This is a genomic window from Actinomadura sp. 9N407 (assembly GCF_044326315.1).
Classification (GTDB): domain Bacteria; phylum Actinomycetota; class Actinomycetes; order Streptosporangiales; family Streptosporangiaceae; genus Spirillospora.
The window spans coordinates 45,765-68,884 of the sequence record NZ_JBIRAW010000018.1; the positions used below are offsets into that span (position 1 = coordinate 45,765).

Below are 23,120 nucleotides of genomic sequence, written 5' to 3' on the forward strand. Positions count from 1 at the left end.
GGATGTCACAGCTAGATCAGGCCGTTGCAGAGGCCAGAGAAGCGTTTGCGACGCTCACAAACCTGATGGCGACACATGGTGTCGGCTTCTCGGGGATTGAGGCATTCGTTCAGAGCCCGGTAGGGCTTGGAGGCGTGTCCGTTGCCATGGCCTATGAGCAGTGGGCACGGAAGATGAACGCTGTTGCCTGCATCCTGGCTCACCAGGAGGGCAAGGGAGACTCATCACGCTTGACCACAGCCGACAGGCAGCGGTTCACGGTCGGAGCGTTCACGCTTGTTCAGGAGGCAGCCAAGTAGGGTCTATGCCCCTTCATGGCTCTGAGAAGGCCGTAGACGGCCTAACAGATGGAAAAGCTCTCCCTGTATGGATTATATGCCCTCAAGGGCTCTCAGGGCTTCTCAGGCCCTCTCAGGGCCTGTTGTGGCTTGTTCTCGTCCCGCATTGGCGGAAGTGTTGTTGTTCGGAAGTTCTAGTGTTCGGTCGGAAGTTCATAGGGATCGGAGGTTGTTATTTAGGACAAGACGGAGCGATAGCGACTCCTCTACTGCGGCGACCGAAGGAGTTTGCCGCAGTGACTAGGAACGAAGGACGTAGTCCGTAGTGACGTACTAGTCTCGATAGAGACTGAAAAGGGAGTCCCGTACTTGGGACTCCCTTATTAGTAGTTACTATATTAAGTTATATATGTAATGTAACTCCTGTAAAGGAGTTACTGGTAAGGACCTCCTGAGAGACCCACCCTGGTTTTCCAGGGATACCCGGTCATCTGGCTCAGTCTGGCCAGGGTTCAAGGATGCTGTCTCCCCAGGGATCCATGAGAGGGCAACTGTGATTGATCCCGCGCGTTGTGTTCCCCTTCTCGCACTCCGGGCACGGAGGAGGCGGAGGCGGCTGCCAAGCGTCCCTTGGCCGCTCTGACTTGGTGGACTGAGGGCTAGTGGCCTTTGAGGGCTTAGCGGCCTCCTGAGAGGCTTGCTGCGGTACTTGGGCCGTGGGTGCCTCTGCCTCCTGAGCCTTGAACCTCTGCCAGTCAGCTTGCCAGCGTTCGGCCGGTAGGGAGATGCGGTAGACGTGAGACTCTCCGTTGGGTCCCTTCTGCTTGTGAGAGAGAACTAGCCATCCGGTAGTAACCAGGATGCTGCGAGCTGTCCGGACAGTATTTCGGCCGATTGCTAGCGCCTTCGCCATTAGGCGCTCACCTGGGAATGACTCTGTCCCGTTCTTTCCCCATGCCGCCATGAAGGCGGCTACAGCATAGACTTTGGCCGTGCTTTCCTCTAGCTGGCTATGGATCTCTTTCCGTAGTGGGCTCTCGGGATCACTCATCTCTCTAGCCAACTCGCCGTGCCAGAGTTGGCAGGCTTGGGCAGATGCAGCGAGAAGGACGCTCGCGGGGGGATTGTTCTCAGTCACGTACTTCTCTTTCGGATTCTTCGATCTCTCGCCACATAGCTTCCCTAGCGGCTTCTGTATCCCGCTCCTGCTGCGCCATTGCCTCGCTGATGAACTGCTGACGTTCCGCTTGGGTCGGGCCTTCGTGCTTTCGCTTGGCCCATGCCTGTACCTCAGGACTGTCGGAGGCTAGCCCTGTCGCCTGTGCGTACAACTCAGCCAAGTCGCCTAGTTGGATGTGGATGATTGGTGTTGAGGATGCGTAGCGCTTGTTCTCCGGAGTGATTGGAGCAAGGTGGTATGTCTGCCCCCCAATCGTTGCCGTTGGTGCGTCAGGGTAGATACTGGCGTCTGCCACGATTGGTGCTGGCCAGTGAAGCGGCTCTAGCTTCACCTTTGCGTCTAGGAGGAATTGCCTCCTGTCGTCTGTGGGTAGTTTGGCCCAGTGGTTACGGAAGGTCTCACCTGTCTTTTCCCACTCAATACGAGTAGGGACGTTGGGGAGTGAGGCTAGGTGGTTGCGCTTGGCCACAAGCTTGGCCATGCGCTCTTCATACTCTGTCTCGCCTCCTGGGTAGTCGTAATACCCCTTGTCCTTCTCGGCTCTGGCTTCAGCCATGACGCGCTTGACTTGCTCAAGCTCTTGAGTGTGGTCCTCACCAGGGATGGTGATCTTTTCGAGCTTCTCGACATCTCCCAGAAGCTCTAGAACGCTCTCCTCTAGGACAGTCTCTAGGTGGGTTGCCGATACGGAGCGGTTGCCACAGGCGATGCTTGTGACGGAGACGGAAGAGCATCGGTAGTACTGCTGCCCTCTGCCCGACACGCGATACATGGGCCTCTCGCACACAGGGCAGAACAGGAGGCGTAGGAGTGGTGCGGCATCCTGTCGGTTCCCGCTGCGCTTGGTTGAGTTCTCCTCTAGCCGTGCCTGAAGTTCTTCCCACTCCGTGAGAGTGATCAGAGGCTCAGCCCTCTGAAGAGGGAGACCATCATCACCCGCGATTACCTTCTTCGTGCCCTCTCGCCGTTCTGATCCCTCTGCTTCGTACTGGCCAATCAGTGTCTTGGAGCGGAGCATCTTGAGAAGGTTGGCTACCCGCCATTGGGTGCCCCTGGGCTCCTTGCCCTTGCTGATTCGCTGTACGTCTAGGGACGTAGGCACCTTGCGTGCGTTGAGGTCTCGGACCACTTGGTTGGCTGCCTTGCCAGTGATGATGTCCCGGACGATCCCTCTGAGGATCTCCGATGTCACTGGGTCCGGCTCCAGTGTCCAGCCGTCTGCCTGCTTCACGGGACGGTATCCATAGGGAAGGAAACCACCACGCCACTTACCGGCACGGATGTTGTGTTCATACGCGTCTTTGGCACGGTGCTTCATCGTCTTACCCTCAAACTCTCCGAACACGGCGAGGATGGTGGCAACCATGCGACCGATGTCCGTAGACAGGTCGATACCGTCATCTACGGCGACGATCTGAACAGAGTGCTTGTCTGCCCACTCCAGAAGCTCTAGGAAGTCCTTGGTCTTCCTGGCGAGACGATCGAGCTTCCAAGCAACGATCACGTCGTACTCGTCTGGCCTGTCGAGCCACTCTTTGAGGTCAGGCCGTTCCCAGGGAGAGGCGCTGATAGCGGACACGTCTAGGTCCTCAGCGATGCCCACGATCCGAGCGTCATGGAGCTTGGCCCAGTAGTGGACCTTCTCTCGTTGCCGCTCAGGGCTGGATGTGTCGTCCTTGAGGTTGGACAGACGCACCACGCCTAGGACTCGCTTGGGCTCTCGGTTGTTCAACTCGCCTCCTGTGATCGTCATCCTGCCTGAGCAGGCTGGATGCTCTTGACCTGTGGCGAGTGAGGTCAGGGGTAGCGGTGTATGTCTGCTTCCCTAGCCTCGTCGAGGAAGAGGATCCCGCGATGGGCGAGGGAGACGGCACCGGGCTGGAGCAGCCGGCCGGAGCCGCCGCCGACCATCGCCGCCCGGGACGCGGTGTGGTGGGGCGCGAAGAAGGGTGCGCGGGTGATCAGCGGTTGCCCGTACGGCAGCGTTCCGGCGACCGAGTGGATGGCGGAGACCTCCAGGGCCGCGTCCGGTTCGAGGGGCGGGAGGAGGGTCGGCAGGCGTTCGGCCAGCATGGTCTTGCCGCAACCCGGTGGCCCGGAGAAGAACAGGTGGTGCCCGCCGGCCGCGCTGATCTCGAGGGCGTGGCGGGCCTCCGCCTGCCCGCGGACGTCCGCCAGATCCAGCTCGCAGCGGTGGTTCTGGCCGCGCAGGGTCAGCCCGTCGGTCGGGCGTGGGGTCGGTGGCGGGGGCTCGTCGGGCTCCTCGATGGGCGGCGGCTCGTCGCGCAGGAGGCAGAGCAGGCCGCGCAGGGTGCCGGCGGTGATCACCTCCATGCCGGGGACCAGCTCCGCCTCCGCGCTGTTGGCGCGCGGGACGACGACCGTGCGGCAGCCGGCGTTCGCGGCGGCGAGCACGGCGGGCAGGACTCCCTGGACGGCGCGGATCCGGCCGTCCAGGCCGAGCTCGCCGACCAGGACGAGCCCGGCGCAGGACGCAGGCGGCACGGCCTCCGTGGCGGCCATCAGCGCCACCGCGATGGAGAGGTCGAAGATCGAGCCGCGCTTGGGCAGGCTCGCGGGGAACAGGGACACGGTGACGTGGCGATTCGGCCAGTCCTCACCGCTGTTGTAGACCGCGGCCCTGACCCGGTCGCGTGCCTCGTTCAGCGCGGCGTCGGGCAGGCCGACCAGATGTAACCCGGGTACCCCGCTGGTGATGGCGGCCTCCACGTCCACGACGTAGCCGTCCACGCCCACGAGCGAGACCGAGCGGGTCTTGGCCAGTGCCATTCAGCTCACCTCCTGTGAAGGTCGTGCTGTGGGAAAGGTCGTGCTGTGGGGAAGTCGCGCTGCGGGGAAGTCGCGCTGTGGGGAACTCGTGCCATGAGGAAGGTCGTGCTGTGAGGGGCATGCGGAGTGCGGTCAGCAGATTTCGCGGACGTGCTCGATGGCGAAGCCGTCGCGGTCGGTCACCAGGCCGATCACGTCGACGCCGATGCCGGCGCCCGAGACGCCGTGCGCCCTGGCCCAGCGCCAGGCCAGCCGCCGCAGGCGGAGCGCCTTCTGCTGGGTGATCGCTTCGAGGGGATCGCCGAAGTCGGTGGAGCTGCGGGTCTTCACCTCGCAGACGACATGGCGCAGGCCGTCGTGGGCGACGATGTCGAGCTCGCCCTCGTCGCAGCTCCAGATGCGGTCGAGGACGGTCCAGCCCAGCTCGGTGAGGTAGCTGGCGGCGGCGTTCTCGCCGCGTGTTCCGAGGCTCTTGTTCCTGTTCATGGGGGCTCCCTCCGCCTACGAAGCTGCCGGAGCGTGGGAAGGGGCGTAAGTGGAACGAGGTTCTGTGGATAACTCTGCGCAGCCGTGATGACGCAGAGCCGTGATGGCACAGAGCCGTGATGGCACAGGGCCGTGATGGCAGGGCCGTGATGGCAGGGCCGTGATGACGCGCACAGTGATCTTTTGATGGGGTGTGGCACGGCGGGCTGGTGGCGCCGTGGGGTTGGCGGTTTAGTGGTCGGCTGGAGGTGGATCGCCGTGAGCGAGACGGAGCGCGGGGCCTTGGCGGAGGCGCTGGGGGAGTTCGAGCGGCACCTGCGGGCCGAGCGTGGTGTGTCGCCTCACACGTTGCGTGCCTATGTCGGTGACCTGCTCGACCTGTGCCGGTACGCGGCGGACGTCGGCGTGGACGAGCCGGAGGGGCTCGACGTCAACGTGTTGCGGGCCTGGCTGGCACAACAGCATGCGAGCGGGCGCGCGCGGGCGACGCTGGCCCGGCGGACGGCGGCGGCCCGGGGGTTCACGGCCTACCTGCACCGGCGCGGGCTGATGGCGCGCGACCCAGGACAACTGCTGGGCACGCCCAAGCGGCACCGGGATCTGCCTACCGTGCTCGCCCAGGACGAGGCCGCGCGGCTGCTGGACGAGATGGAGATCGATGGGCCTCTCGGGCTACGGGACCTGGCCGTACTGGAGGTTCTCTACGGTACGGGTGTACGGGTCAGCGAGCTGTGCGGGCTGGACATCGACGACATGGACTCCGGTCGAGGGACCGTGCGCGTTCTCGGCAAGGGCGACAAGGAACGCACGGTGCCCATAGGGGAGCCGGCGACGCGTGCGGTAGGGGACTGGCTGCGGGCTGGACGCCCTGCCCTGGCGAACGAGCACAGCGGCCCAGCGCTCTTCCTGGGCGCGCGTGGCGGGCGCCTGCACCCGACGAGTGCCCGCAGGATCGTGCATGCCCGCATCGCCGAGGTGGGAGAGGTGCCTGATCTCGGCCCTCACGGGTTGAGGCACAGTGCGGCCACGCACCTGCTGGAGGGCGGTGCGGATCTGCGGAGCGTGCAGGAGATCCTCGGGCACGCCTCGTTGCAGACCACGCAGATCTACACCCATGTGTCCCCGGAAAGGCTCAGGCAGGTGCACCGCCAGGCCCACCCGCGCGGAGCGCAGTGACCAGGCCCATGCAGTGACCGCGCCTGCAGAGAAACGTGGTCAGCGGGCACGGCGTAGGCGGCGTTCCCGGGAGAGGTCGACGACCCCGGGTGGCGGAGGCCGGCGGGCACGGCCGTACCGCAGCAGGGAGATCAGGGTGAACGTGAGCAGCATCCCCGCCAGCGCTCCTCCACTGGCCGTTGTGGCGTCGCGCAGGCCCATCTGCGGTGTGTTCTCGGCGGGTGGTGCGTGCTCGTCAGGTGGCAGGTGCTCGGCGGGTGGCGGGTGCTGGTCAGGTGGCGGGGACGGTGAGGGCGTTGGAGCGGGGGCGCTCCAGTAGGGGAGCAGGCGTACCTGCGGGCGTACGAGGTTGAGCGGGTCCAGGTAGGTGCGGCCCTTCAGGAGGCCCCAGTGCAGGCATGGTGCGGTGCAGTGGGAGGACGGCTCCACCGTGCCGATACGGGCGCCTGCGGCGACGTCGTGGCCCTTCTTGACGGCGGGACGTACAGGCAGATATGTCGTACGGAGCGGGCCGTGGGTGATGGCGACGATGCCGCGACCGGCGAGGCGGCCGGCGTACGAGACGCGGCCGGAGGCGGTGGCGTAGACCGCCTGCCCGGCCTGCGCGGCCAGATCGACCCCGCGATGGCCCGGCCCCCAGGGACTGGACGGTGGCGAGAAGGCGCGCACGACCACGGGCGCGGGCGGCCCCAGAGGCCAGCGCCACGGGTCGGGCTGGACCGGTGATCCGGCCGGCAGCGTGCAGGCCAGAAGCAGCGTGAGCAGCGTCATAGCGGCAGTTTCCCGGGCCGGTCAGGCGCGGCACAGGGGTTCCGGCAACTGTGGATAACCGGCCGATCCGTCGATTCCCGGGCGCTGCCGGGCCCTGATAACCTAGTGGGGTGCCCGAATGGACACCGGTCAGGGCTTGGCCGTCACTCGACCGGCCTTCCCGGCCGGGCGAGCGAGAAGCCGCTCGATCATCGAGCGGACAGGTCACGGGCCCGGGTGACATTCCCGGGCCGGCGGTCGCGTCCAGCGCGGCCGAACTCATGCGCCCGCCAGCCATCTGCTTCGCAGGGTGGGGCGCAACCCCTCGGTCCGTCATATCCATGACGGCGGGGTTGTGTCCGGGTGCAGGCAACCAACCAAACGTGGCCCGACAGCGGGCCAGAGAAGGAGAACACGGGCCATGGCTCCCGTCGTCACCATGCGGCAACTGCTCGAGAGCGGCGTTCACTTCGGCCACCAGACCCGTCGGTGGAACCCGAAGATGAAGCGCTTCATCTTCACCGAGCGCAACGGCATCTACATCATCGACCTGCAGCAGTCGCTGTCCTACATCGACCGCGCCTTCGAGTTCGTCAAGGCGACGGTCGCGCACGGCGGCACGATCCTGTTCGTCGGCACCAAGAAGCAGGCCCAGGAGGCCATCTCCGAGCAGGCCACCCGGGTCGGCATGCCGTACGTCAACCAGCGCTGGCTGGGCGGCATGCTCACCAACTTCTCGACCGTGCACAAGCGGCTCACCCGGCTCAAGGAGCTGGAGGAGATCGACTACGACGACGTCGCCGGCTCCGGGATGACCAAGAAGGAGCTGCTCGGGCTGCGCCGCGAGAAGGACAAGCTCGAGCGCACCCTCGGCGGTATCCGCGACATGGCCAAGGTGCCCAGCGCCATCTGGATCGTGGACACCAAGAAGGAGCACATCGCCGTCAACGAGGCGAAGAAGCTCGGTATCCCGGTCGTGGCGATCCTGGACACCAACTGCGACCCGGACGAGGTCGACTTCCCGATCCCGGGCAACGACGACGCCATCCGCAGCGTCAGCCTGCTGACCCGCGTGGTGGCCGACTCGGTCGCCGACGGCCTCATCGCCCGCGCGGGCGCCACCGGCGGCGACGAGAAGCCCGCCGAGGGCGGAGCCAAGGCCGCCGAGCCGCTGGCCGAGTGGGAGCGCGAGCTGCTGGAGAACAAGGAGCAGCCGGCCGCCGAGGCCGCCAAGCCGGCCGAGGCCGAGGGCGAGCAGCCCGCCGCCGAGGCCGCTGAGGCCGCTGAGGTCACGCCGGCCGAGGACGAGGCCGCCGCCGAGGCGCCCGCCGAAGCCGCCGCCGAGACCGAGGCTCCTGCCGCCGAGGCCCCCGCGGCCGAGGCTGAGGCTCCCGCCGCCGAGGCGCCGGCCGAGGCCGAGGCCGCGCCGGCCGACGCCGAGGCCGCCGAGGCCAAGGAAGACCAGAGCGCCGGCCAGAGCTGACGACGCGGGCCCGGGGCGGCGACCACGCCCCGGGGCCCCGTCCGGCCCTCCCTCCCCCTCCAACAGACGTCCCACCACGACAGAGACGAAGAGAGCGATGGCGAACTTCACCGCCGCTGACGTCAAGCGGCTTCGCGAGATGACCGGCTCCGGCATGATGGCCTGCAAGAACGCCCTCACCGAGGCCGATGGCGAGTTCGACAAGGCGGTCGAGATCCTGCGCCTCAAGGGCGCCAAGGACGTCGGCAAGCGCGCCGAGCGCACCGCCGGCAACGGCCTGGTCGCCGAGCGCTTCCTCGGCCAGGGCGACGGCGCGATCCTCGAGCTCAACTGCGAGACCGACTTCGTCGCCAAGAACGAGCAGTTCATCGCGCTGGCCGACCGGCTGGTCGAGTTCGCGATCACCAGCGGCGCCACCGACGCGCCGGCGCTGCTGGCCGCCGAGATCGAGCCGGGCACGACCGTGCAGGCGCTGATCGAGGAGAACAGCGCCAAGATCGGTGAGAAGCTGGAGCTGCGCCGCTTCGCCCACTTCACCGGCGAGTACGTGGCCAGCTACCTGCACAAGTCCGACCCCCAGCTGCCGCCGACGACCGGCGTGCTGGTGCAGCTGGACGGTGTCAACGCCGAGGTCGCCAAGGACATCGCGCAGCAGATCGCGGCGATGGCCCCCAAGTACCTCACCCGCGACGAGATCCCCGCCGAGGCGGTCGAGAAGGAGCGGGCGCTCGCCGAGCAGATCACCCGCGACGAGGGCAAGCCCGAGAAGGCCATCCCGAAGATCGTCGAGGGCCGGGTCAACGGCTACTTCCGCGACCTGGTGCTGCTGGAGCAGGCGTTCGTCAAGGACAACAAGAAGACCATCACCAAGGTGCTCGACGAGGCCGGCGTCAAGGTCGTCCGCTTCGCGCGCTTCAAGGTCGGCCAGGCCTGATCCAGGCCTGATCCAGATCTGGTGATCCAGGCCCGGTGATTCAGGTCCGGTGATCCGGGTCCTCGGGCCCGGATCGCCGGCTCCGGTCCCGGCCGGCGACCACGTCGTTCGTACGTCACGGAACGGCCCCGTTCCTCACGGACGGGGCCGTTTTCAGGACGGTCCGGGCCGGGTCGACGATTCCCGCGTCCGACCGCCGCGGCAGGGCGTAATGTCTCGGCCGGGGGTCGCGGAACGGAAAGCGCCCGCCAGGGGGCATCCTGGAGACAGCGAACGAGACAGCGAACGAGACAGCGAACGACGATTTCACCAGACGCCGAACGAGGAGGCCGCCGACGTGCCGGAGCCAATGACCAGTGATCCGACGGCGGACTCGTCGCCGGACCGGCACGCGCCCCGGACGGGCTGGAAGCGGGTGCTGCTGAAGCTCTCGGGCGAGGCGTTCGCCGGCCGCGACCCGCTGGGCATCGACCCGGAGATCGTCCAGCATGTCGCCGAGGCGATCGCCGAGGCCGTCCAGGACGGTGTGCAGGTCGCGGTCGTGTGCGGCGGCGGCAACATGTTCCGCGGCGCCGCGCTGGCCGAGCGCGGCATGGACCGCGGCCGCGGCGACTACATGGGCATGATCGGCACGGTGATCAACTGCCTGGCGCTGCAGGACTTCCTGGAGAAGCTGGGGCTGGACACCCGGGTGCAGACCGCGATCACGATGAGCCAGGTCGCCGAGCCGTACATCCCCCGGCGCGCCATCCGGCACCTGGAGAAGGGCCGCGTGGTGATCTTCGGCGCGGGTCTCGGCCAGCCGTTCTTCTCCACCGACACCACCGCGGCGCAGCGCGCGCTGGAGATCGGCGCGGAGGCGGTGCTGAAGGCGACTCAGGTGGACGGCGTGTACGACGCCGATCCGCGTAAGAATTCCGACGCGGTGAAGTTCGACCGTTTGGATTACGGTGAAGTCCTACAACGAGGTTTGAAGGTCATGGACGCCACGGCCATCAGCCTCTGCATGGACAACGCGCTTCCCATCGTGGTCTTCGACCTGATGGGACAGGGCAACATCGTCCGGGCCGTCCGGGGTGAGAAGATCGGCACGCTGGTCAGTCCGGCGAACGGCTGATCCGCCCCGTTCGCGGTACGGACCGGCAGGGACATAGGGCCGCTCTGATGACATGGGAGTCGAAGTGATCGACGAGACCCTCCTCGAGGCCGAGGAGAAAATGGAGAAGGCGGTCGCGGTCGCCAAGGAGGACTTCCAGACCATCCGCACCGGCCGGGTCACCCCCGCCATGTTCAACAAGATCACCGCGGAGTACTACGGGACGCCGACGCCGGTCAACCAGCTGGCGTCGTTCACCCTGCCCGAGCCGCGGATGGTCATCGTGCAGGTCTTCGACAAGTCCTCCATGGGGGCGGTGGAGCGGGCCATCCGCGACAGCGACCTCGGCGTCAATCCCAGCAACGACGGCAACGTCATCCGGGTCGTGTTCCCGGAGCTGTCGGAGGAGCGCCGCAAGGAGTTCATCAAGGTCGCGGGCACCAAGGCGGAGGACAGCAAGATCGCCATCCGCAACGTCCGGCGGCGGGCCAAGGAGACGCTCGACAAGCTGGCCAAGGACGGCGAGGCCGGCGAGGACGACGTACGGCGTGCCGAGAAGGAACTCGACGACACGACGCACCGCTATGTGGCGCAGATCGACGAGCTTCTCGAGCACAAGAAGGCCGAACTGCTCGAGGTTTGATGAGAGTCGACAGAACCGGGGAGCCCGAGGGCTCCCCGGGTGAGCCGCAGGCTCCCGGTCCCGCCCCCGGCGGGACGGTGGAGTCCGGCCTGCCCTCCTTGAACCCCGAGTCGGCGACCGCCTCCGAGTCGGCGACCGCCTCCGGGGCGGGTACCGCACCGGAGCGCGCCCCCGAGCCGGGCTCCGCGTCCGACGCCGTAACAGCGCCTGAGCCGGACACCCCGCCTGAGCCGGACACAGCGCCTGAGCCGGGCGTTACGCCTGAGCCGGGAAAGCGGAGCATCGGCCGCAACCTGCCCATCGCGGCCGCCGTCGGGGTGGGCCTTGGCGCACTGACCCTGGTCTCCTTGTACACCGTCAAGGAGATCTTCCTCGGCGTCATGATCGTGTTCCTGTTCCTCGGCCTGCGCGAGCTGGCCGGGGCGTTCGGGACGCGCGAGATCCGGATCCCGATGATCCCGCTCGGGATCGGGATGGTCGCGGCCCCGGTCGTGGCGTACGCGTGGGGTCCGGAGGCACTGGTCGGCGCGGTGGCGCTGATCGTGCTGACCGTGCTGGTGTGGCGGATGGCCGACGGCCCCGCCGACGGGTACGTACGGGACGTCACGGCCGCCGTGTTCGCGGCCGGCTACCTGATCCTGATGGGCGGGATCGTGGCGCTGCTGATGGCGCCCGGGGACGGCGACCACCGGATCGTCATCTTCATCGCGGTCACCGTCGCCAGCGACATCGGCGGGTTCTTCGCCGGTACGTTCTTCGGCCGGCACAAGCTGGCCCCCGCGATCAGCCCCAAGAAGACCTGGGAGGGCCTGGCCGGGTCCGCGCTGGCCTGCATGCTGGTCGGGGCGTGGCTGATGTGGTGGCTGCTGCACGACGGCGAGATGTGGCACGGGATCGTGATCGGTGCCGTGGCCGTGTTCACCGCCACCGTCGGCGACCTGATCGAGTCGATGCTCAAGCGGGATCTCGGCATCAAGGACATGGGCACCCTGCTCCCCGGGCACGGCGGCGTCATGGACCGGCTCGACTCGCTCGTCGTGACCGCGCCGGTCGTCTGGCTCCTGCTGGAGCTGTTCGTCCCCTCCGCCTAGGACGGGACGGGCCCCAGGGTCCGCCTAGGGCAGGGCCCCAGGGGCTTCTGGCGAGCTCATCGGGCTTGCCCCTCACAAGCTGCCCCCCGCAAGCTTACGAGACCACCCAGGACCGGTTCTGCTGGGACAGGCGCCGTACGAGCGCGTCCGAGCCCTCGTTCTTGGCGTACCGGTGCTCTTCGTCCGTGATGGGCACCAGCCATAGCCAGCGCACCGGATCGCCCTCCGTCGACAGCCCCGCGAGACTGGGCGTGACGGGCCCCGACAGGCGGCTGGGATCGTCCAGGAGCAGGACGCCCTCCCAGGACGCCTCTCCCGTGTTGAGCGGGAAGGTGTGGGCCTCGTGGTACCACTTGACCACGTCGCCCGCGGCGAACCACGTGACGACCCGCCACGGGTACTGGGCGAGCCAGGGGAAAATGCTTCCGGCGCGCTGGCTCGGCATGGTGGTGGCCACGGCGAGTTCGATGCGGCTGTACGGGGCGACGTCGTCCTCGTACAGCTCCACCGTCGGCATCCGCTGGCGGCTCATCCCGACCGTGCTCAGTACGGTGAACTCGCGCTCGCCGCGTGCTGGGCGTTCGGTCACCCCCACTGTGGGCGAGGCCGCTCCGTTGCCTCCCGGGAGCTGGCGCCCCACGTCGTGCCAGTAGTGACCGCCCGGGCCCAGCCGTTGCAGCAGATGGCCCAGTACCGACTGCTGGAAGTCGGCCCAGGAGCCGTCCGCCCCGCAGGCCTTCCAGTGGTCGCGGGCCCGCACGATGCGCGGGCCGAACTCCTCGATCTCATCGTCCAGGGGGAACGCGTAGGGGCTCTGGTCCGTGGCGTCACGGCTGTAGCCGGGGATACCGCGGCCGATGTCGGACCACCCGGGAATGACGCACAGGGGCTCGCCCTCCTCCAGGACAGCCACCCCGTCCCCTTCCTCGAACCACACGACCTCCAGGGCGTCCGCATTGAGGGCGGGACGTCCCTCGGGGTGCCGCACGTGGGAGGCGGGCAGCATCGGGGCCAGTCCGTTCTCCAGGCGCTTCTGGTCCGACTCGGCTGGGGCGGCCCCATGGTTCGCCAGCCAGGCGGCTCCGACGACCTTGTCCCGGGCGTCCACGAGGTAGGCCGCGCTGACGGTGCCGTCCGTCTCGATCACGAGCCGGCGACTTCCGTACGGGCACGCGTCGGTACGGATGACCGTGGCGGCGCCCCTGCCCGTGAGGGACCCCCTGCGCAATACCGACATGATCGGAACTTTACCGCTAGATGCGGAGCCCGGCTGGAACGTTCGCAGGGCTCGGACGTTCGCAGGGCTCGGACGATCGCAGGGCTCGGACGTTCCAGGGCTCGGACGTTCGCAGGCTTGCGCGTTCCGTGGCGGCTCAGGCATCGCCGAGCGTTTGCGACACTGGAAGGACCATGTCTGCTACCGCCGATCAGGCCAGCGCCCCGCCCACCGCCCCGCCCGCCGCCTCCGAAGCCGCCGGTCCCTCCGGTGCCGCGGGTGCCGCGAGCGCCGCCGCCGACGCTCCGCCCGCAGGGAAGACGCCGCCGAAGCTGGTCTTCGCCGCGCCGCGACGGGCTAAGCCGCCGCGCCATCTGGCCGACCTCACCACGGCCGAGCGCCGGGAGGCCGTGGCCGAGCTGGGCGAGAAGCCGTTCCGGGCCGACCAGCTGTCCCGCCACTACTTCACCCGCCTGGCCGACGACCCGGCGCAGATGACCGACCTGCCCGCCGCGCTCCGCGAGCGCCTGGTCGCCGAGCTGCTGCCCGACCTGCTCACGCCCCTCCGCCAGCTCGACTGCGACGGTGGCAGGACGCTCAAGACCGTCTGGAAGGCCTTCGACGGCGTCCTGTTCGAGTCCGTGCTGATGCGCTACCCCGACCGGGCCACGATGTGCGTGTCGTCCCAGGCCGGCTGCGGCATGAACTGCCCGTTCTGTGCCACCGGCCAGGCCGGGCTGACCCGCAACCTGTCCACCGCGGAGATCGTCGAGCAGGTCGCCGCCGGCGCCCGGGCGATGGCGCGCGGCCGGATCCCGGGCGGCCCCGGCCGGGTCTCCAACATCGTCTTCATGGGCATGGGCGAGCCGCTGGCCAACTACAAGGCCGTGCTCGGCGCCGTCCGCCGGATCACCGACCCCGCCCCGGCCGGCCTCGGCATCTCGCAGCGCTCGGTGACGGTCTCGACCGTGGGCCTGGTCCCGGCGATCGAGAAGCTGGCCGCCGAGGACATGTCGGTACGGCTCGCGCTGTCGCTGCACGCGCCCGACGACGAGCTGCGCGACGAGCTGGTGCCGATCAACAACCGGTGGAAGGTCAGCGAGGTCCTCGACGCCGCCTGGGCCTACGGGGAGCGCAGCGGCCGCCGGATCTCGATCGAGTACGCCCTGATCAAGGACATCAACGACCAGGCCTGGCGGGCCGACCTTCTGGGCCGGCTCTTGCGCGGCCATCTCGTACACGTCAATCTGATCCCGTTGAATCCCACGCCGGGGTCCAAGTGGACGGCGTCCCGGCCGGAGGACGAGCGCGAGTTCGTCCGGCGGCTGGAGGCCCACGGGGTACCGGTCACGGTGCGCGACACCCGGGGCAGGGAGATCGACGGCGCCTGCGGCCAGCTGGCCGCCGCCACCGAGGAGCAGTAGCGGGCGTTAAGGGGGTCGGGCCGGTGAAGACGGAGACGCGTCTGCCGGTGGCACTGCGCGGGTACGACCGCGCCCAGGTCGACACCCTGCTCGAACGCATCACCGCGACGCTGCGGCACGGCCAGTGGGGGCTGACCGCCGACGACGTGCGCGGTACCCGGTTCGACATCGTGCTGCGCGGCTACGAGCAGCGCGCGGTGGACGAGCTGCTCCAGGAGGCCGTCCGGGAGCTGCGGGCGGCGGCCCCGATCGGGCAGCGCGCCGGCCGGGCCCGGGTGCACTCCGGCTGGCTGATCAACTGGATCCAGAACGCGCGGTTCCCCGGCGCCGGGGTCCGTACCGGCTACGACGTCCGCGATGTCGACGCGTTCCTCGACCGCGTCGTCGCGGGCCTGCGCGGACTCGCGCCGGCGATGACGGCCCGCGACGTCCGCGACTGCACGTTCCGCTCGGTCCGTCTGGGTCCGGGGTACGACGTCGCGGAGGTCGACCGCTTCCTCGTGCAGCTCGCTGGAGCGTTCGAACGGCGTTAGTTATCCACAGATCTTGATCAGGGGCTGGCGCGCGGGGCCCGACCGGGGAACGCTAAGTGACATGGATCACTTCGAGGTGCAGCATCGGCGGCTGCGCTCCCTGTTCGGCGTGTTCTTCGCCCCCGAGGTCACCGGAGCCCTGCTCCCGCTGGCCCGTCCCGCGCTCCGGCTCACCGCCGGTGCCGAGGGCACGGTCCGGTTCGGCGGGACCCCGCTCCTTCCACCCGGCGAGTCCTGGCCGTCCTGGCAGGGCCGTCCTCTCGACTACCTGGGCTCGGTCGACTTCGGCCTCGTCCCCGAGGTCCCCGGCCTGCCGCCCAAAGGCACGGCCGCGTTCTACTACACAGCCGGTCCACCACGTCCCTGGGGCGACGACCCTGATCACCGTGGAGCCTGGCGCGTTTTCACCGGCGACCTTCAGAAGACCGATGCCCCAGCCCTGCCGGAACGGACTCTGGACGCGGAGCCGTTCCTCTCCCTGCCCGCGCCCCAAGAGCCGCTCCTGAACCGCATCGAGGGCCTCTACAGCGGCACTCTCGCTGTGTACGAGCAGCTCCACGCGGCCTGGCAGCAGCATGTCTGGCCTGACGCGACCCCCGTACACCAGCTCGGTGGCTGGCCCGCTCTCGTGCAGCGTCCCGTGGGCACCGACTGCCACCGTGCCTCGACAGGCCTGGAGGGCGACGCCTCGTTCACGATCGACGAGCAGGTGGCCGTCAACGAGGAATGGCGGCTGCTCCTCCAACTCGACTCCGATGATGGGCTCGGCTGGCACTGGGGCGATCCCGGCCGCCTCTACTTCTGTACCCACTTGGACAGTGCGCCGGAGACCGCCTGGATGACCCTCCAAGCCACCTGAGCCAGCCACCTGTCCCGGTACAAAGCCAATGCCGGGAGATCAGTGCCGGGTGCGGTGGAGGGTCAGGTAGGCGATCCCCACCGCGAGGATCCAGAGGGCGAGGTGAAGAGCGACACCGGGGAACGCGGCGGCGAACGCCGCCGGGCCGTCATGGGCGGCCCGCAGCCAGCCGACCATCGGGACGGCGATCCAGCTGATCGGGCTCATGCTGAGCAGGAGCGCGGCCACGACTCCGGTGATGAACGCCAGCAGCGAGATACCGGGATCGGGGATGATCGCGCGGCTGGTGCAGGCGCCCAGGACCGTTCCGGCGAGGGCCACCAGGAGGGCCAGGCCGAGGCCGGCCGAGATCGCGGCGGTGCCCGTACCGGCGGCTGCGGCCTGCGCCACGGGGATGGCCAGGACGAGGATCCCGAGGCCGACGTTCACCGTGTACGCGGCCAGGACGCCCGCGGCCGCGTGGTGCCGGGTGCCCATGGCCGACAGGGCGCGCTGCTCGTCCGGCTGGGTGTCCAAGAGGGCGCGCGCCGTCCAGGCCCAGATGGGGAACATGAACGCCGCCACGTCGCCGAGCGTGCCCGCGGAAAGGTCGGCGCCGCCGGAGCCCTGCAGTACGAGGGCCAAGAGCAGGAACACCACGATCAGCGGTTGCAGCGCGCGCATCGAGCGGGCGTATCCGGCCACCTGGAACCGGGCGAGCGCGATCATCGGCCGGGCTCCCGGACGTCGAGGCCGTCCGCCCGGAGCTTGCCGATCACCTCGGTCACCTCGTCCGTGCGGACCACCACCTCCAGGACCGTCCAGCCGTCCCTCTCGCCCAGGCCCTCCGGACGCTGCTCGTTCGCGGTGGGCCCCTGGGCCGCCTCGACGGTGTTGTGGCTGATGTGGACGTGCGCGAGGTCCGGAAGGGCCTCCAGGCAGTGCTGGTGGTCACTGACGACGATGGTGGTGCCCTGGGCGGCCAGTTCGGTGATGAGGCCCGGGAGAAGGTCGCGCGTGGCGGCGTCGAGGCCCGCGAACGGTTCGTCCAGGATCAGCAGGTCGGGCGCGGACAGCAGCGCCTGGGCCAGCCCCACCTTCTGGGCGCTGCCCTTGGAGAGTTCGGGGAGGCGCGTGTCCATCAGGTGGTCGAACGCGAGGCGTTCGGCCCAGGTCGCGATGGCGGTACTGGGCGCCTTCTGGACGGCGGCCATGTGCCCGAGGTACGCGCGGACGGTGAAGGGCTGGCCGGACGGGAATCGCTCAGGCGCGTAGCCGACCTTGGCGGGACGGCCGGTGATCTTCCCCCGGCGAGGCGTGCGCAGGCCGGCCACCAGGCGCAGGAACGTCGATTTGCCCGCGCCGTTCTGTCCGGTCACCTCGGTCACCCGGCCGGACGGCAGGGACAGGGTGACGTCCCGCAACACCCACGGGGCACGCCGGTGGTAACGGAAGGACACGCGTTCCAGTCGCACAAGAATCGCAAGTTAGCGGGCACGTCGTAAGAAGGGCGTAAGGCAGGTGGGACAATGCCGCGTATGAGCGACTCCAAGGGCTGCGTCTTCTGCGAGATCATCAAAGCGGAGCGGCCCGCCCATTCGGTGCTCGACGCTCCGGACGCCGTGGCGTTCCTGGACGCGCGGCCGCTCTTCAAGGGGCACACGCTGCTGGTGCCGCGCGTGCACTACGAGACGCTGACCGACCTTCCGGCGGAGATGCTCGGGGATTTCTTCGCCCACGCGCGGCGGCTGGCGGGCGCGATGGAGTCCGCGCTCGGGGCGGCGGGATCGTTCGTGGCGATGAACAACAAGGTGAGCCAGAGCGTGCCGCACCTGCATGTGCACGTGGTTCCGCGGCAGCGCAAGGACGGCCTGCGGGGCTTCTTCTGGCCGCGGCACAAGTACGCCTCCGACGAGGAGGCGGCCGGGTACGCGGAGCTGCTGCGCGGGGCGCTGCTCAGCCCAGGGCCGTGACGACGGCGACGAACGGCTCGACCGAGCCGCCGTCGCCCGCCTCGGGCCGCCCGGCGGCGGCGTGCTCGTAAAGGTCGCGCTCGGCGCGGTCGAGTGCGGCCGACAGCACGTACTGGGGGACCGTCCATCCGACGAGTTCGGCGGCCTTTCGGATGGCGAGGTGCTGTTCCTCCGATGTCCGGAGCTCGAGGCGATCGTTCCGGGGAAGGTCCTGCATGGCCGGTCTCCTTCCGTACCGCAATCAAAGTACGCCTCGCGGTGGGGGAAGGTCATCCTCTTAAATGAGGAATTGCGCGGACCTGCAATAAAACGGTGCCGGAGCAGGGGTGGATGATTGACTCGCGGCCGCAGCCGGACGTGAGTGATGTTCTACGTGGTGAGCGGGACGGCACAGGGGTACGGGCGTGCGCTTTCCACGGCTCAGCGGGTCCCCACGAGTCAGCGGGTTCCCCAGGAGTATGTCTGCTTGCGCAGTTTGAGGTAGACGAAGCTTTCGGTGGAGACGACGCCGGGAACGGCGCGGATGCGGCCGAGCAGTTCCAGCAGCCGCTCGTCGCTCTCGGAGACGAGTTCGACCAGGATGTCGAACGAGCCTGCGGTGATCACGACGTAGTCGATCTCGTCCATGGCGGCCAGCCGGTCGGCGGCCAGTTCCAGGTCGCCCTCGCAGGTGACGCCGACCATCAGCCGCCGGGAGAAGCCGAGCATCAGCGGGTCGGTGACCCCGACGATCTGCATGACGCCGGCGTCCAGCAGCTTCTGGACGCGCTGCCGTACGGCCGCCTCGGAGAGCCCGACCGCCTTGCCGATGGCCGCGTAGGAGCGCCGGCCGTCCTGCTGCAGTTGCTCGATGATCTGCTTGGCCGTCTCGTCGAGCTGGACGTCGGTCCGCCGCGTCATCTCTCTCCATCGTCGTGGGGTCGGGGCGGTGCGACTTTATCGGCGGCGGGCCCGCCGGCGCCAAGCGGTACGGGCGCTCCTGCTGGTCACGGTCAGGCTGGTCACGGTCGGGCTGGTCACGGTCACCTGGATGGATGGCCGGCCTGGATGGCGGGTCACGGCCGGGCGGTAGGGTCGCGGGGTGCTATCGCGGTATCGGCGGGCCGCCCGGCGGACGGAGCCCCACACGGGACCGGGCACGGGCCTGGACGCGGGGCCGGACGGCGCAGTGCCGGACGACACGAGGCTGGACGGCACGGGTGCCCCGGCGATCGAGCTGCGCGGGCTGGTGAAGGAGTTCCGGACCGGCGGCGAGACGGTGGTGGCGGTACGGGGCGTCGACCTGGCGATCGAGCCGGGCGAGTTCTTCTCGCTGCTCGGCCCGTCGGGCTGCGGCAAGACCACCATGATGCGGCTGGTCGCCGGGTTCGAGGAGCCGACCGCCGGCGAGGTCCTGCTGCGCGGGCGGCGGGTGGACGGCGTGCCCGCCGAGCGCCGGGACGTCAACATGGTGTTCCAGTCGTACGCCCTGTTCCCGCACCTGAGCGTGTTCGAGAACGTGGCGTTCGGGCTGCGCCGCAGGCGGGTGCCGAAGCCGGAGATCGCGGCCCGGGTCGGCGCGATGCTGGAGACCGTCGATCTGGCGGGCCGGGAGCGGCGCCGTCCCGCCGAGCTGTCGGGCGGGCAGCAGCAGCGGGTGGCGCTGGCGAGGGCCCTGGTCAACCGGCCCCGGGCGCTGCTGCTGGACGAGCCGCTCGGGGCGCTCGATCTCCAACTCCGGCAGGCGATGCAGGCCGAGCTGAAGCGGATCCAGCGCGAGGTCGGGATCACCTTCGTGTACGTCACGCACGACCAGGGCGAGGCGCTGGCGATGTCGGACCGGATCGCGGTCATGAACGCCGGCCGGATCGAGCAGCTGGGCACGCCCCGGGAGATCTACGAGCATCCGGCGACCCGGTTCGTGGCGGGCTTCATCGGGACCTCCAACCTGCTGGGCGGCGAGGTGGCCGAGGTCCGCGAGGGGCGCGCGGTGATCGCGTACGGGCCGGACGGGTCGGACGGCCGGGTGCTCGCCCCGCTGCGGCCCGGCATGCCGGCGAGCCTGGGGGACCGGCTGGAGCTGACCGTACGGCCGGAGAAGATAGGGATCGGGCGGGACCGTCCGGACGAGTCGTTCTGCGGCGTCCGTGGCACTGTGTCCGAGGTCGTCTATCTCGGTACGTCCACCAACTACACCATCAGCACCGCCGCCGGGGACGATGTGGTCGTGTTCACCCAGAACGCCACGTCCGCCGACGGTCTCGCCGCGCGGGGGGACACCGTGTGGCTGTCGTGGGACCCGCGGCACTCGTACGCCATCAGAGCATGAGTGAGCAGGAGCGATGAAGTGAGCCTGATCGATCCCTCGCTTGCACGGGGGCTGGCCCGGCCCCGCCTCCAGGACGCCTCGAGAAGGGACGTCCTCCGGCTGCTGGGCGTTTCCGGCGCCGGACTGGCCCTGGCCGCGTGCGGCGTCGAAGGCCAGGGCGGAAAGGGAAAGGTCGGCGGGTCGGCGGTCCAGGAGTACTGGAACGGAAAGACGAAGACCGGCAGCCTGCGCTGGGCGAACTGGCCCGGATACGTCGAGGACGACCGCGCCACGGTCAAGGCCTTCGAGAAGGCGACCGGGACCAAGGTGACCTACAAGGAGGTCATCCAGGAGAACACGCAGTGGTTCGGCCGTATCCAGGCGCCGCTGGCGGCCGGCCAGTCGATCGGGTTCGACCTGATGGTGATGACCAATGGCGTGCAGTTGGAGAAGTGCCGGCAGCTCGGTTATCTGGCGCCACTGGACCATTCCCGGCTGAAGACGTTCGCGGCCAATGCCGGTCCCGGCTTCAAGAATCCCTCGTACGATCCGGGCAACGCGTTCACCGTCCCGTACATGTCGGGGATCACCGGGATCGCGTACAACACCAAGTACGTCAAGGACGACATCACCAGCATCGAGCAGCTCTTCGACCCCAAGTACAAGGGCCGGGTCGGGATGCTGAGCGACGCGCAGGAGCTGGGCAATTTCGGGATGTTCCTGCTCGGTGTCGATCCGGAGAGGTCGACGCCGGCGGACTGGCGGCGGGCGGCGGCGCGGCTGCGCGAGCAGCGGGACGCGGACATCGTGCGCAAGTACTACGAGCAGGACTACGTCGACGCCGTCAGCAAGGGCGACGTGTGGCTGACGATGGCCTGGTCAGGGGACGTTTACAGCCTTGCGGGCCCGGACGTGAAATTCGTGGTGCCCAAGGAGGGCGGCACGCTCTGGACCGACAACCTGTGCATTCCGAAGACCGCCGAGAATCCGGTCGACGCCCTGATGCTGATGGACTGGCTGTACGCCCCGGAGAACAACGCGCCGCTGACCGAGTTCGTCAACTACATCACGCCCGTACCGGCCACCAAGCCCCTCATCGAGGCGCACGCGCGCGAGGCCAGGGGCGAGGAGAAGGCGGACCTGGAACGGCTGAGCACCAGCCCGCTGGTCTTTCCGGCGCGGTCCGATCTCGACCGGCTGCGCAATTACCGGCGCCTCACGCAGGCGGAGGAGGCCGAGTATCTGAAGCTGTTCGAGCCCATTTCCAAGGGATCGTGATGGCAGGGCGCCGGGCACGGCCGGGCCGGTTCGCGCCGTACCTGATGATCCTGCCGGGCGGGCTCTGGCTGCTGGCGTTCTTCGCCGTTCCGCTGGCGCTGATGTTCTCGCTGTCGCTGCAGACCGGGAACCTCATCGACGGATTCCGGCAGACGTTCCACTGGCAGAACTACACCGACGGTTTGGCGACGTACGGTGACCAGTTCGCGAGGTCGCTCTGGTACGGGCTGCTCGCGACGGTCCTGTGCATCGCGCTGTCCTATCCGGCCGCCTATTGGATCGCCTTCCGCGGCGGCCGGCGCAAGACGATGTATCTGCTCCTGCTCCTGCTGCCCTATTTCGTCTCGTACATCCTGCGGACGGTCTCCTGGAAACTGGTGCTGACCGACAATGGGCCCATCCTCGGGCCGCTGCGCGGCTGGGGTCTGCTGCCGGACGGCTTCCACGTGCTCGACACCGGCGTCGCGGTCGTCATGGGGCTCACCTACAACTTCCTGCCGTTCATGGCGCTGCCGATCTACGTGGCACTGGAACGGATGGATCCGCAACTGGTCGAGGCGGCCCGCGACCTGTACGCCTCACGCGTGCAGGCGTTCGCCCGGGTCGTCCTGCCGCTGTCCCTGCCGGGCGTCTTCGCGGGGGTCATCATGACGTTCGTGCCGGCGGCGGCCGACTACGTCAACGCCGAGGTGCTGGGCGGCCCGCGGAACACCATGATCGGGAACGTGATCCAGTCCCAGTACTTCGACAGCAGCGCCTACCCGACGGCCTCGGCGCTGTCGTTCACGCTGATGGCGATCCTGCTGCTGGGCATCTTCGCGTACGCGCGCGCCCTCGGTACCCGGGACGTCCTGGCGGCGGCCGTCCGATGACCTCCGCCGTCGACCGGGGGCTGCGGCTCTACACCTGGCTGCTGATCGGCTGGCTGGCGCTGCCGATCGCGGTCATGATCCTGTTCGGGTTCAACGACACGCACGGCAAGCAGAACTTCCGCTGGGAGGGCTTCACGCTGCGCTGGTACGCCCGGCTGCTCGACCGGGCCGACCTCACCACCGCGCTGCTGAACTCGCTGACGATCGCGCTGCTCAGCACCGTGCTCAGCACCGTCCTCGGGACGCTCGCCGGGCTGGCGCTCGGCCGCTTCCGGTTCCGCGGCCGGGGCGCGGCCACGCTGGTGCTGTTCATGGCGATCTCCGCCCCCGAACTCGTGATGGGCGCGTCGCTGCTGTCGATGTTCGTGACGTTCGGCCTGCCGCGCGGGTACGGCACGATCCTGGCCGCGCACGTGATGTTCTCGATCGCGTTCGTGGCCGTCACCGTCCGGGCCAGGGCGAGCCGGCTGGACCCGGCCCTGGCCGAGGCCGCGCAGGACCTCGGGGCCGGGCCGTGGACCCGGTTCCGGCTGGTCACGCTGCCCGCGATCATGCCCGGGGTGCTGGCGGGGGCGCTGCTGGCCTTCGTGCTGTCGATCGACGACTTCGTCATCACCGACTTCACCAGCGGCGCCACGCTCACGTTCCCGCTGTGGATCTACGGCTCGACCCGTACCGGGACGCCCCCGCAGGTCAACGTGATGGGCACGCTCATCTTCGCGACCGGCGTCCTGATCGCCGTCCTGTCGGCCCGGCGGTCCTGGCGGTCTCAGACGTAGAGGGCTTCAGGGG

Annotated in this window: 24 protein-coding genes and 1 pseudogene; 16 read left to right on the plus strand and 9 right to left on the minus strand. The window is 68.7% G+C overall.

All coding sequences use genetic code 11. The features are described from left to right. Positions 1-2 precede the first annotated feature (2 nt). On the plus strand, positions 3-299 hold the full coding sequence (locus ACH34Q_RS26425; RefSeq protein ID WP_395985752.1) for a hypothetical protein: 297 nt from the start codon (positions 3-5) through the stop codon (positions 297-299). Between the two features lie 1,109 nt (positions 300-1,408). On the opposite strand, the gene ACH34Q_RS26430 is transcribed toward ACH34Q_RS26425, so the two are convergent. The 3 genes and pseudogenes from ACH34Q_RS26430 to ACH34Q_RS26440 form a co-directional block, all read right to left on the minus strand. Then, positions 1,409-3,211 carry a recombinase family protein gene (locus tag ACH34Q_RS26430; protein WP_395985753.1) on the minus strand — a complete coding sequence of 601 codons (1,803 nt, stop codon included), beginning with the start codon at positions 3,209-3,211 and terminating at the stop codon, positions 1,409-1,411. Between the two features lie 68 nt (positions 3,212-3,279). Further along, positions 3,280-4,248, minus strand: a pseudogene (locus tag ACH34Q_RS26435) (ATP-binding protein); the annotation flags it as partial. Between the two features lie 132 nt (positions 4,249-4,380). After that, the gene (locus tag ACH34Q_RS26440) at positions 4,381-4,734 is read right to left on the minus strand and encodes a YraN family protein (protein ID WP_395985754.1); all 354 of its coding nucleotides are present in this window, start codon (positions 4,732-4,734) and stop codon (positions 4,381-4,383) included. A gap of 258 nt (positions 4,735-4,992) precedes the next feature. Here ACH34Q_RS26440 and ACH34Q_RS26445 point away from each other — a divergent pair, with 258 nt between their 5' ends. Continuing rightward, positions 4,993-5,910: a tyrosine recombinase XerC gene (locus ACH34Q_RS26445; protein WP_395985755.1), complete on the plus strand. Its 918-nt coding sequence runs from the start codon at positions 4,993-4,995 to the stop codon at positions 5,908-5,910. A gap of 39 nt (positions 5,911-5,949) precedes the next feature. Here the strand turns inward: ACH34Q_RS26445 and ACH34Q_RS26450 are convergent, their stop codons facing one another. Next, the gene (locus ACH34Q_RS26450; RefSeq protein ID WP_395985756.1) at positions 5,950-6,681 is read right to left on the minus strand and encodes a M23 family metallopeptidase; all 732 of its coding nucleotides are present in this window, start codon (positions 6,679-6,681) and stop codon (positions 5,950-5,952) included. 400 nt (positions 6,682-7,081) lie between these two features. Between ACH34Q_RS26450 and rpsB the strand changes: the two genes are divergently transcribed. The 5 genes from rpsB (at position 7,082) to ACH34Q_RS26475 (ending at position 11,907) form a co-directional block, all read left to right on the plus strand. Then, positions 7,082-8,143, plus strand: a complete 1,062-nt coding sequence (gene rpsB, locus ACH34Q_RS26455; RefSeq protein WP_395985757.1) for a 30S ribosomal protein S2 — start codon at positions 7,082-7,084, stop codon at positions 8,141-8,143. A gap of 97 nt (positions 8,144-8,240) precedes the next feature. Further along, positions 8,241-9,077 (plus strand): translation elongation factor Ts, encoded by an 837-nt coding sequence (gene tsf / locus ACH34Q_RS26460; RefSeq protein WP_395985758.1) that lies wholly within the window; start codon positions 8,241-8,243, stop codon positions 9,075-9,077. 349 nt (positions 9,078-9,426) lie between these two features. After that, entirely contained in the window at positions 9,427-10,194 is a 768-nt protein-coding gene (pyrH, locus tag ACH34Q_RS26465; RefSeq protein ID WP_395985759.1) for a UMP kinase, read from the plus strand. Between the two features lie 64 nt (positions 10,195-10,258). Further along, complete coding sequence (gene frr / locus ACH34Q_RS26470; RefSeq protein WP_395985880.1) at positions 10,259-10,816, plus strand: ribosome recycling factor; 558 nt, start codon at positions 10,259-10,261, stop codon at positions 10,814-10,816. Next, a complete protein-coding gene (locus ACH34Q_RS26475; RefSeq protein ID WP_395985760.1) occupies positions 10,816-11,907 on the plus strand; it encodes a phosphatidate cytidylyltransferase in 1,092 nt (363 codons plus the stop codon). The genes frr and ACH34Q_RS26475 overlap by 1 nt, the downstream gene beginning before the upstream one ends. 94 nt (positions 11,908-12,001) lie before the next feature. Here ACH34Q_RS26475 and ACH34Q_RS26480 read toward each other — a convergent pair whose 3' ends face one another. Beyond that, complete coding sequence (locus tag ACH34Q_RS26480; RefSeq protein ID WP_395985761.1) at positions 12,002-13,144, minus strand: suppressor of fused domain protein; 1,143 nt, start codon at positions 13,142-13,144, stop codon at positions 12,002-12,004. Positions 13,145-13,317: 173 nt separating this feature from the next. Between ACH34Q_RS26480 and rlmN the strand changes: the two genes are divergently transcribed. From rlmN to ACH34Q_RS26495, 3 genes are all read left to right on the plus strand, one after another. Next, positions 13,318-14,547, plus strand: coding sequence for a 23S rRNA (adenine(2503)-C(2))-methyltransferase RlmN (rlmN, locus tag ACH34Q_RS26485; RefSeq protein WP_395985762.1), 1,230 nt, complete (start codon positions 13,318-13,320; stop codon positions 14,545-14,547). A gap of 23 nt (positions 14,548-14,570) precedes the next feature. Then, positions 14,571-15,080, plus strand: coding sequence for a DivIVA domain-containing protein (locus tag ACH34Q_RS26490; RefSeq protein WP_395985763.1), 510 nt, complete (start codon positions 14,571-14,573; stop codon positions 15,078-15,080). A 61-nt stretch (positions 15,081-15,141) separates the two neighbouring features. Beyond that, entirely contained in the window at positions 15,142-15,939 is a 798-nt protein-coding gene (locus tag ACH34Q_RS26495) for a DUF1963 domain-containing protein (RefSeq protein ID WP_395985764.1), read from the plus strand. A gap of 39 nt (positions 15,940-15,978) precedes the next feature. Here ACH34Q_RS26495 and ACH34Q_RS26500 read toward each other — a convergent pair whose 3' ends face one another. Both ACH34Q_RS26500 and ACH34Q_RS26505 read right to left on the minus strand, forming a co-directional pair. Continuing rightward, positions 15,979-16,647 (minus strand): hypothetical protein, encoded by a 669-nt coding sequence (locus ACH34Q_RS26500; RefSeq protein ID WP_395985765.1) that lies wholly within the window; start codon positions 16,645-16,647, stop codon positions 15,979-15,981. Beyond that, on the minus strand, positions 16,644-17,378 hold the full coding sequence (locus ACH34Q_RS26505; protein WP_395985766.1) for an ATP-binding cassette domain-containing protein: 735 nt from the start codon (positions 17,376-17,378) through the stop codon (positions 16,644-16,646). Before ACH34Q_RS26505 ends, ACH34Q_RS26500 begins: the two co-directional genes overlap by 4 nt. A gap of 78 nt (positions 17,379-17,456) precedes the next feature. Between ACH34Q_RS26505 and ACH34Q_RS26510 the strand changes: the two genes are divergently transcribed. Continuing rightward, entirely contained in the window at positions 17,457-17,891 is a 435-nt protein-coding gene (locus ACH34Q_RS26510) for an HIT family protein (RefSeq protein ID WP_395985767.1), read from the plus strand. Here the strand turns inward: ACH34Q_RS26510 and ACH34Q_RS26515 are convergent. Next, positions 17,875-18,108, minus strand: coding sequence for a DUF1778 domain-containing protein (locus ACH34Q_RS26515; RefSeq protein WP_395985768.1), 234 nt, complete (start codon positions 18,106-18,108; stop codon positions 17,875-17,877). The genes ACH34Q_RS26510 and ACH34Q_RS26515 overlap by 17 nt on opposite strands. Before the next feature lie 221 nt (positions 18,109-18,329). Beyond that, positions 18,330-18,791 carry an Lrp/AsnC family transcriptional regulator gene (locus ACH34Q_RS26520; RefSeq protein WP_395985769.1) on the minus strand — a complete coding sequence of 154 codons (462 nt, stop codon included), beginning with the start codon at positions 18,789-18,791 and terminating at the stop codon, positions 18,330-18,332. Positions 18,792-18,819: 28 nt separating this feature from the next. On the opposite strand from ACH34Q_RS26520, the gene ACH34Q_RS26525 reads away from it, so the two are divergent. From ACH34Q_RS26525 to ACH34Q_RS26545, 5 genes are all read left to right on the plus strand, one after another. Further along, positions 18,820-18,963: a hypothetical protein gene (locus tag ACH34Q_RS26525; RefSeq protein WP_395985770.1), complete on the plus strand. Its 144-nt coding sequence runs from the start codon at positions 18,820-18,822 to the stop codon at positions 18,961-18,963. Positions 18,964-19,059: 96 nt separating this feature from the next. After that, positions 19,060-20,199: an ABC transporter ATP-binding protein gene (locus ACH34Q_RS26530; RefSeq protein WP_395985881.1), complete on the plus strand. Its 1,140-nt coding sequence runs from the start codon at positions 19,060-19,062 to the stop codon at positions 20,197-20,199. A gap of 18 nt (positions 20,200-20,217) precedes the next feature. Then, positions 20,218-21,456, plus strand: coding sequence for a PotD/PotF family extracellular solute-binding protein (locus ACH34Q_RS26535; protein WP_395985771.1), 1,239 nt, complete (start codon positions 20,218-20,220; stop codon positions 21,454-21,456). After that, on the plus strand, positions 21,456-22,328 hold the full coding sequence (locus ACH34Q_RS26540; RefSeq protein ID WP_395985772.1) for an ABC transporter permease: 873 nt from the start codon (positions 21,456-21,458) through the stop codon (positions 22,326-22,328). The genes ACH34Q_RS26535 and ACH34Q_RS26540 overlap by 1 nt, the downstream gene beginning before the upstream one ends. After that, positions 22,325-23,107: an ABC transporter permease gene (locus ACH34Q_RS26545; RefSeq protein WP_395985773.1), complete on the plus strand. Its 783-nt coding sequence runs from the start codon at positions 22,325-22,327 to the stop codon at positions 23,105-23,107. Before ACH34Q_RS26540 ends, ACH34Q_RS26545 begins: the two co-directional genes overlap by 4 nt. The last annotated feature ends 13 nt before the right edge of the window (positions 23,108-23,120 follow it).